General features: G+C 34.6%; 9 protein-coding genes. 5 read left to right on the plus strand and 4 right to left on the minus strand.

Going from position 1 to position 7,804, the window contains the following annotated elements:
- On the plus strand, positions 1–756 hold the full coding sequence (locus VI621_RS05680; protein ID WP_324217413.1) for a glycosyltransferase family A protein: 756 nt from the start codon (positions 1–3) through the stop codon (positions 754–756).
- Here the strand turns inward: VI621_RS05680 and VI621_RS05685 are convergent.
- A complete protein-coding gene (locus tag VI621_RS05685; protein ID WP_324217421.1) occupies positions 753–2,063 on the minus strand; it encodes a phenylacetate--CoA ligase family protein in 1,311 nt (436 codons plus the stop codon). The genes VI621_RS05680 and VI621_RS05685 overlap by 4 nt on opposite strands.
- A 132-nt stretch (positions 2,064–2,195) precedes the next feature.
- On the opposite strand from VI621_RS05685, the gene purD reads away from it, so the two are divergent.
- The gene (gene purD / locus VI621_RS05690; RefSeq protein ID WP_324217414.1) at positions 2,196–3,470 is read left to right on the plus strand and encodes a phosphoribosylamine--glycine ligase; all 1,275 of its coding nucleotides are present in this window, start codon (positions 2,196–2,198) and stop codon (positions 3,468–3,470) included.
- Here the strand turns inward: purD and VI621_RS05695 are convergent.
- Positions 3,462–3,692, minus strand: coding sequence for a DUF6341 family protein (locus VI621_RS05695; RefSeq protein ID WP_324217415.1), 231 nt, complete (start codon positions 3,690–3,692; stop codon positions 3,462–3,464). The two genes, purD and VI621_RS05695, sit on opposite strands and share 9 nt — an antisense overlap.
- A gap of 48 nt (positions 3,693–3,740) precedes the next feature.
- On the opposite strand from VI621_RS05695, the gene VI621_RS05700 reads away from it, so the two are divergent.
- On the plus strand, positions 3,741–4,670 hold the full coding sequence (locus VI621_RS05700) for a DUF6427 family protein (protein ID WP_324217416.1): 930 nt from the start codon (positions 3,741–3,743) through the stop codon (positions 4,668–4,670).
- Here the strand turns inward: VI621_RS05700 and upp are convergent.
- Positions 4,665–5,318 carry a uracil phosphoribosyltransferase gene (gene upp / locus VI621_RS05705; protein ID WP_324217417.1) on the minus strand — a complete coding sequence of 218 codons (654 nt, stop codon included), beginning with the start codon at positions 5,316–5,318 and terminating at the stop codon, positions 4,665–4,667. The two genes, VI621_RS05700 and upp, sit on opposite strands and share 6 nt — an antisense overlap.
- 130 nt (positions 5,319–5,448) lie before the next feature.
- Between upp and VI621_RS05710 the strand changes: the two genes are divergently transcribed.
- Both VI621_RS05710 and VI621_RS05715 read left to right on the plus strand, forming a co-directional pair.
- Positions 5,449–6,054 carry a DUF4254 domain-containing protein gene (locus tag VI621_RS05710; RefSeq protein WP_324217418.1) on the plus strand — a complete coding sequence of 202 codons (606 nt, stop codon included), beginning with the start codon at positions 5,449–5,451 and terminating at the stop codon, positions 6,052–6,054.
- 52 nt (positions 6,055–6,106) lie between these two features.
- On the plus strand, positions 6,107–7,117 hold the full coding sequence (locus tag VI621_RS05715; RefSeq protein ID WP_324217419.1) for a glycosyltransferase family 9 protein: 1,011 nt from the start codon (positions 6,107–6,109) through the stop codon (positions 7,115–7,117).
- A 50-nt stretch (positions 7,118–7,167) separates the two neighbouring features.
- On the opposite strand, the gene VI621_RS05720 is transcribed toward VI621_RS05715, so the two are convergent.
- Positions 7,168–7,804, minus strand: a 637-nt coding sequence (locus VI621_RS05720; protein ID WP_324217420.1) for a tail fiber domain-containing protein, incomplete at its 5' end; no start/stop codon positions are given.

Genomic DNA, 7,804 nt, shown 5'->3' on the forward strand with positions numbered 1-7,804 from the left:
ATGGAGTCACCACTAGTTTCCATTATTACACCGACGTATAATTCAGAAAAATTTATTACTGAAACCATAAAGTCTGTTCAAAACCAAACCTACACTAATTGGGAAATGATTATTGTAGATGATGGTTCTTCGGATCAAACCAATTCAATTGTAGAGGCATTCTCAGCCGGGGACAGCCGCATAAAAGCACATCAGTTAAAAATCAATTCCGGACCTGCAAAAGCAAGGAATGTCGGCATAGAAAACGCAAAAGGGAAATACATGACTTTTCTGGATGCCGACGATATTTGGTTTCCTGATTTTATAGAAAATAGCATTGATACCATAAATAAAACAGGCGTGCATTTTGTTTTTTCTTCCTACAGACGCTCCGATGAAAACCTGAATTTCATTTATTCGGATTTTATAGTTCCTGAAAAAGTAACTTATCGGGATATCCTCAAAACGAACTCCATTAGTTGTCTTACTGCATTTATAGATATCGAGGTATTGGGAAAAAAAACCATGCCCGAAATCTTCAAAAGGCAAGATATGGGATTGTGGCTGCAATATCTAAAAGAGATTCCGTTTGCTCATGGTATTCAGGCGCCCAAAGCCATTTATAGAATAAGAAAAAATTCGCTTTCGCGGAATAAAACGAATTTATTAAAATACCAATGGCACTTTTATCGTAAAGTTGAAAATTTGAATGCTTTTCATTCCACTTACTTTATGTTGCATTGGATGTATAGGGGATTTATCAAATACAGAAATTAAATCATCGATTTAAACTGCTTCAATTTCCCGCTTTTGCTTCGTTCCAGTTTTTCTTTTCGCGTAAACGAAAATTTTAAACCACGCTCAAGGTAAGATGCAATGGCTTTTTCAATATGCTGAATTTGCACATCAGACAATTCTTTTTCACTTACGTATTCAACTTCAAAAGTATCGATTTTTGTTTGTTTGATTACGAATTCTTTCACATTTCCGTCATCTTCAATAATACTTTTGGTTACATAATAAAAGGTCAGTCCGGGTGATTTTTTTCCACTTGGCAAAAGGGCAACATCATTAGTTCTTCCAATTAATTTTTTGAGAATGGGTTTTTTCAACGTGCTCTTTTCGTCCAAAATCCCAATATCACCAATATCGTAACGAATAAATGGATGAGCTTTATTAAATAGGGAAGTAATCACAATCCGACCTTCTTTTCCGTAAGGCAAAACATTATTGTCGTCATCCAAAACCTCTATATACAATGTTTCCGAATTGACCTGCCATTCATCATTTGGGTTTTGAAAGGCAATCAAATCCAGTTCCGAAGCACCGTATTCATTGACAATTGGAATGCCAAATTGATGTTCCAACAAAATTTTATCATCTTCAAAAAGCATTTCAGAAGTGACCATACACACTTTCAAAGTCGGACAAATATCTTTTAATATGATGTTTTTCTTTTGTAAAAATTTGGCAAATAAAACGATAGAACTGGTATATCCATTGATGTAATCGAATTTTTTGGTTCGAAAATGTTTCAAAAAACCGTCTAAAACGGCATCAGATAAATCGAAAATAGTAAAGCGGTATCTTCTGCTCAAAAAATCCTTTAATCGTTCTTTTTTATTTCCAATAAAATCCAATGGGATGCCATAAAATCGTGCTTGGTACGAAGTGTTAAAATCTATTCCATACCAGCCAAAACGGTAGATGATACTTGCCCAAGTCAATGCGTGACACTCTTTGTCTTTTGCAAAAATAAAAGGATCACCACTGGAGCCGGAAGTTTTATTAACAAAGACCTTTTTCTCAGTAAAACCTTTAGAAAGTCTTTCTCGTAAAGGTTTCTGAAAATCTTTCTTTTGCATTACAGGTAAATCCGACCAATTTTCAAAGGCATTTTTCCCAACAAAATTTTGATAATACGGATTATTTTTCAAATGGTATTCAACAATTTTCCGTTGATTTGAATCCAAAAAAGCACCAAAATCAGTTTCAGAAATCGCTAAAATTTCAGACAACTGTTTTTTTCCTTTCTCGATTGGAAAGCCATTTAATTTCAGAGATAAGTCGAAAAGATGAAACACGATGATGGTTATTTTTATCAAAAATAATATTTACCGGCAACTAATGGTAAACAACTAGCAATTTTTTGAAAATTAATTATTTTTTAAGTCCAAAAGCAATTATTTTTGCGGTTCACAACTAAAAATAACACAATGACAATTTTACTACTTGGTTCTGGCGGAAGAGAGCATGCTTTTGCCTGGAAAATGTTGCAAAGTCCGCTTTGTTCAAAACTTTTTGTTGCGCCTGGAAATGCCGGTACCGCGAGTATCGCCACAAATGTAAACCTCAGTCCAACAGATTTTGAAGCGATAAAAACGTTTGTTCTTCAGGAAAAAGTAACTATGGTTGTTGTTGGGCCAGAAGATCCTTTAGTAAAAGGCATCTTCGATTATTTTCAAAATGACGAAAGTTTAAAACATATTCCTGTGATTGGACCATCCAAAATGGGTGCACAGTTAGAAGGGAGTAAAGAATTTGCCAAAGAATTTTTGGTTAGACATAATATTCCAACGGCAGGGTATGATAGTTTTACTAAAGATACGGTTGAAAAAGGTTGTCAATTTTTAGAAACACTGCAACCGCCTTATGTTTTGAAAGCGGATGGTTTAGCAGCCGGAAAAGGTGTTTTGATTATTCATGATTTGGCAGAAGCCAAAGCGGAATTGAGAAACATGCTGGTAAATGAAAAATTTGGCGAAGCAAGTTCAAAAGTGGTTATCGAAGAGTTTCTTGACGGAATTGAATTAAGTTGTTTTGTTTTAACCGACGGAAAAAATTATAAAATCCTGCCTACAGCGAAAGATTACAAAAGAATTGGCGAAGGCGATACCGGATTAAACACTGGCGGAATGGGAGCCGTTTCTCCAGTTCCTTTTGCAGATGCCGTTTTATTGGAAAAAATAGAAACACGCATCGTTAAACCTACGATTGATGGATTACAAAAAGACGGGATTCCATACAAAGGGTTTGTTTTTATTGGTTTGATCAATGTGAAAAACGAACCTATCGTGATTGAATACAACGTGAGAATGGGCGATCCTGAAACAGAAGTGGTGATCCCACGACTAAAATCGGATTTAGTGGCATTGTTTCAAGCGGTTGCTGATCAGACTTTGGATAAAATAGAGTTGGAAATTGACGAGAGAAGCGCTGCCACAATTATGGTTGTTTCCGGCGGTTATCCGGAAGATTATGAAAAAGGAAAAGTGATTTCTGGAATTTCAACAGTTACAGATTCCATAGTTTTTCATGCGGGAACTAAAACTCAAGATGGGGCAATTGTCAGTAATGGCGGTAGGGTTTTGGCTGTAACTTCGTTTGGAAACGATTTTCAGGAAGCCATAAAAAAATCTTATCAAAACATAGACAAGCTACATTTTGATAAGATGTATTTTAGAAAAGATATTGGCTTCGACTTACTTTAAGAAAGAGTGAGCCGTTGTATCTTGATATTCTTCGTTGTTGTCGCGGTGCAATTTTAATTGCAAAATCCAATATACCATGGCAACAGTGCAGATAATCATGAAAATCCAATTGATGATGTTTGCTACAAACCAACTTTCAAGTTCTAATTCTCTTAAAAAATTATGCGGAACAAACAAAATATTTTCAAACAACCATTGTATTCCTTCAAAAAATGCTTTCATCTTTGTACAAGTATTATATTTACATTTACAAAAGTATAAAATATCCTTATGATAACAAGTCTTTTTAGAAAATCTACACCATTAAATTACGCATTGGTTATTCTATTGGTGCTGGTTTTCTTTTTTTTATACCAATTTCAGGTTTCAGAATGGACTGGTTCGGCAATTGGGATTGTTCAAAAAGCGGGATTATTGACTTTATTATTGGCGTCACTTTTGATCTCAAATTTCATTGCAAAGAAAAACGGATTGAGTAAGGACAGTACTTACGCGGTTTTATTCTATTTTTTATTGCTGCTTTTTTTTCCTTCTGTTTTAGACAATCCAAATTTAATTTTATCGAACTTTTTTATTTTATTGGCTTTGCGAAGACTGATCTCTTTGCAGACCTTAAAATCTCCAAAAGAAAAAATATTTGACGCCTCTTTATGGGTTTTTGTTGCAACATTGTTTCATTTTTGGAGTATCCTATTTATTATTCTGGTTTTTGCAGGTATCCTTTTTCATGTCGCCAGAGATTATAGGAATTGGTTTTTACCCTTTGTCGCTTTTTTTGCGGTAAGCGTAATTTTTATTCTATTTGCCATAATAGTAGACAAAAGTTTAATTGTTAATTTTTTAGAAAGCACAACAACCAATTTCGAGATTAACTATTTTAAAAATAATTATCAAAATCTGGCATTGTCAATTTATGTTGCCGTTGCCTTATTCTTTTTGGTATCATTGGTGTTAACATTGTCCAATAGACCGGTGATGTTGCATTCTTCCTATAAAAAAATCATGTCTTCTTTTTTTATAGGAATTGCTATTTTTCTAATTTCTGCCAACAAAAGCAACGATTTGTTATTGTTTACTTTTGCTCCTTTAGCCATCATGGCAACCAGTCATATCGAAATTCCTCAGGCAAAATTGAGACAAGAAATTGTTTTGTATGTTTTTATTTTATGCAGTCTTTTTGCTTTTTTCTCTCAGCTATAATTTGTTTCCGTAAGCCAAATCACCGGCATCACCTAATCCGGGAACAATGTAATTTTTCTCGTTTAGTTTCTCGTCTAGGGTAGCAATCCAAAGATGGCAATTGTCCGGCAAATGTTTTTCAAGATGGGCAATACCTTCGGGAGCAGCAATAACTACGGCAATATGAATTTCTTTGGGCGTTGCATTTTCCATTAATTTATTAAAAACCGCAACAATCGACTGTCCAGTGGCTAACATAGGGTCAATTAGCAATAAATTTTTATGGTTGATATCAGGAATCGCTTTATATTCCACTAAAATATCAAAAAAATAATCATTGTTCGGATGGTGTCTGTAGGCAGAAATAAAACCATTTTCAGCACTGTCAAAATAGTTTAGAAAACCCATATGCAATGGCAATCCTGCACGTAAAATGGAACATAAAACCAATTGATCATTAATTTCCGTGGTTTTTTTAATGCCAAGCGGGGTCTGAATTTCGATGTTTTTATAATGCAGTTCCTTGCTCAATTCGTAGGCCATTATTTCACCAATACGTTCAATATTTCTCCGAAAACGCATGCTGTCATGTTGAACATTCACGTTTCTGATTTGTCCCAAAAAATGATTGAGAACGCTATTGCCTTCTGATAAATGATGAATTTGCATATTTTTATTTTTAATTTAGAAATGAAATTTTAATCTAATCTCGAGACTTCAGGATTGGGACGAAACTTCTAAATATTTTTTTAGAGTATAAAAGTATAAAAAGTATCTTTGTCTTTTAATATATAAAGATATGTTTTCAAAATTAGCTTATTCTGTATTCGAACAAAGTATTAAAGATTATCATAAATTTGATAATGTTGACCAACCGATTAACAATCCTTATCCAAAAGATAAATTTGAACATTTATTGTATCTTAAAAACTGGATAGACACGGTGCAATGGCATTTTGAAGACATTATCCGTGATCCAAATATTGATCCTGTAGCGGCTTTGGTCCTGAAAAGAAGAATTGACGCTTCTAATCAGGAACGTACGGATATGGTGGAATATATTGACGGTTATTTCCTTCAAAAATACAGTCATGTAAAAGTAAAAGAAAATGCCAAAATCAATTCGGAAAGTCCTGCTTGGGCATTCGACAGATTATCGATTTTAGCCTTGAAAATTTACCACATGAATGAAGAAGCTACGCGTGCGGAAGCTTCGCAAGACCATAGAGACAAATGTCAGGTGAAATTAAATGTTCTTTTGGAACAATTAACTGATTTGTCAACTGCCATTGATGATTTGTTGAAAGACATTGAAAACGGTGATAAATTCATGAAAGTGTACAAACAAATGAAAATGTACAACGACGATGAATTGAACCCGGTTTTGTATCAAAACAAGAAATAACTTTATTCTGACAACTCCAAAATTGTCGAAAAAAACACAACATATAGCCGTCATGAGACTTTCCGCAATGGGAGATGTCGCCATGACGGTTCCTGTTATTCGGGCTTTTGTAAATCAAAATCCGGAGGTTAAAATCACCTTTATTTCCAGGCCTTTTTTTAAACCTTTTTTTGAAGGGATTCCAAATGTTACTTTCTTTGCTTTTGATGCTAAAGAACGACACAAAGGTTTCTTTGGTTTGCTGAGATTATTCAAAGATTTGAAACCATTGGGTATTGATGCTTTTGCGGATTTGCATAATGTTTTGCGATCAAAAGTAGTCAGAAATCTTTTTGCTTTAAGCGGAAAAAAAACAGCTTCCGTTGATAAAGGAAGGGCCGAAAAGAGCGCGTTAACCCGTGCCGAAAATAAGGTTTTTCAACCTTTGCCCACGATGTTTGAAAGACATGCGAAAGTTATTCAGGAACTCGGTTTTTCCATTGATTTAAAACATCCGGTTTTTCCGCCAAAACAAAAATTAGATGCTGAAATTAGTGGTTTAAGCGGAGAAAAAAACGAAAAATGGATTGGTATTGCGCCATTCGCACAATATGATTCCAAAGTTTATCCCTTGGATTTGATCCAAAAAGTGATTGATGAATTGGCATCAAATCAAAATTATAAAATCTTTCTTTTTGGTGGCGGAAACAAAGAAATTGAAATCTTGAATTCGTTTTCTAAGGATAAAAACAATGTGATTGCGGTTGCGGGAAAAATAAAATTTCAACAGGAATTAAAACTCATCAGCAATCTCGACATCATGTTAAGTATGGATAGCGGGAATGCACATATTGCTGCCATGTTGGGTATAAAAGTGATTACGCTTTGGGGCGCTACACATCCGTATTCGGGTTTCTCTCCTTTTAACCAGCCATTAGAAAACGCATTGGTTTCGGACAGGAAACAATTCCCGATGTTGCCCACTTCGGTTTACGGGAATAAAATAATTGCGGGTTATGAAGATGCTATGCGGAGCATATCACCCGAAACAGTAGTCGATAAAATAGAAAGTTTACTACAATAAAAAAGCGTTCACCTCGGCGAACGCTTTTCTTTTATATAATAAGGAATAAATTATTTTTTACTTACTAACTGTAATAATAATTCGTTCTGTTTTTTCAATTCTTCAACAGCTTTTTTCAGTTCTTCGATTTGTGTTTGTTGTTCTTGTATGGCTTTAACGGTAACCGGTATAATTTGGGAATACATTACACCTAATTTGTCATTTCTCAAATACTGATATTGATCAGGAGTTGCTTCGCTGATGATTTTCCAGTCATGAGTTTTTACGACTTCCGGCAAAATGGTTTGCAATTCCTGAGCCGAAAAACCTAATGAAGTCTGTCTTTGATTTTCAGGAATAAAAGTTTTCCCGATATAATCATTTTTCCATTGGTAAGAAATAGGATTTAATTTCATGATTTCGTTTAATCCATAACCCAGCTCTTTAATATTTTTCTTAAGCGTAATATCTGAGGTTACAGTTGGTGCATTTTGCAGATAGATATCACCCCAACGACTAGCGCTTGTTCCTAAATCGTATGTGTTTGTAACTGTAGGCGCTATGCTGAAACTTGAAGCGATAATCGCTTCACCATCAACCAAGTATTCAATAGAACCAACACCCACGGCTGTTCCATTTGTATTTCCATTTTTAGCACTTGTTATATATTTAACTGTAACTGCAGTTCCGTCTATTGTTAATGAAGAC

The organism is Flavobacterium sp. (assembly GCF_035292545.1).
In the GTDB taxonomy this organism is placed as follows: Bacteria; Bacteroidota; Bacteroidia; order Flavobacteriales; family Flavobacteriaceae; genus Flavobacterium.

Coding starts and splice junctions, on each gene's coding strand:
- VI621_RS05680 (WP_324217413.1), top strand. CDS start 1: ATGGAGTCACCACTAGTTTCCATTATTACACCGACGTATAATTCAGAA.
- VI621_RS05695 (WP_324217415.1), bottom strand. CDS start 3,692: ATGAAAGCATTTTTTGAAGGAATACAATGGTTGTTTGAAAATATTTTG.
- purD (WP_324217414.1), top strand. CDS start 2,196: ATGACAATTTTACTACTTGGTTCTGGCGGAAGAGAGCATGCTTTTGCC.
- VI621_RS05710 (WP_324217418.1), top strand. CDS start 5,449: ATGTTTTCAAAATTAGCTTATTCTGTATTCGAACAAAGTATTAAAGAT.
- upp (WP_324217417.1), bottom strand. CDS start 5,318: ATGCAAATTCATCATTTATCAGAAGGCAATAGCGTTCTCAATCATTTT.
- VI621_RS05715 (WP_324217419.1), top strand. CDS start 6,107: ATGAGACTTTCCGCAATGGGAGATGTCGCCATGACGGTTCCTGTTATT.
- VI621_RS05700 (WP_324217416.1), top strand. CDS start 3,741: ATGATAACAAGTCTTTTTAGAAAATCTACACCATTAAATTACGCATTG.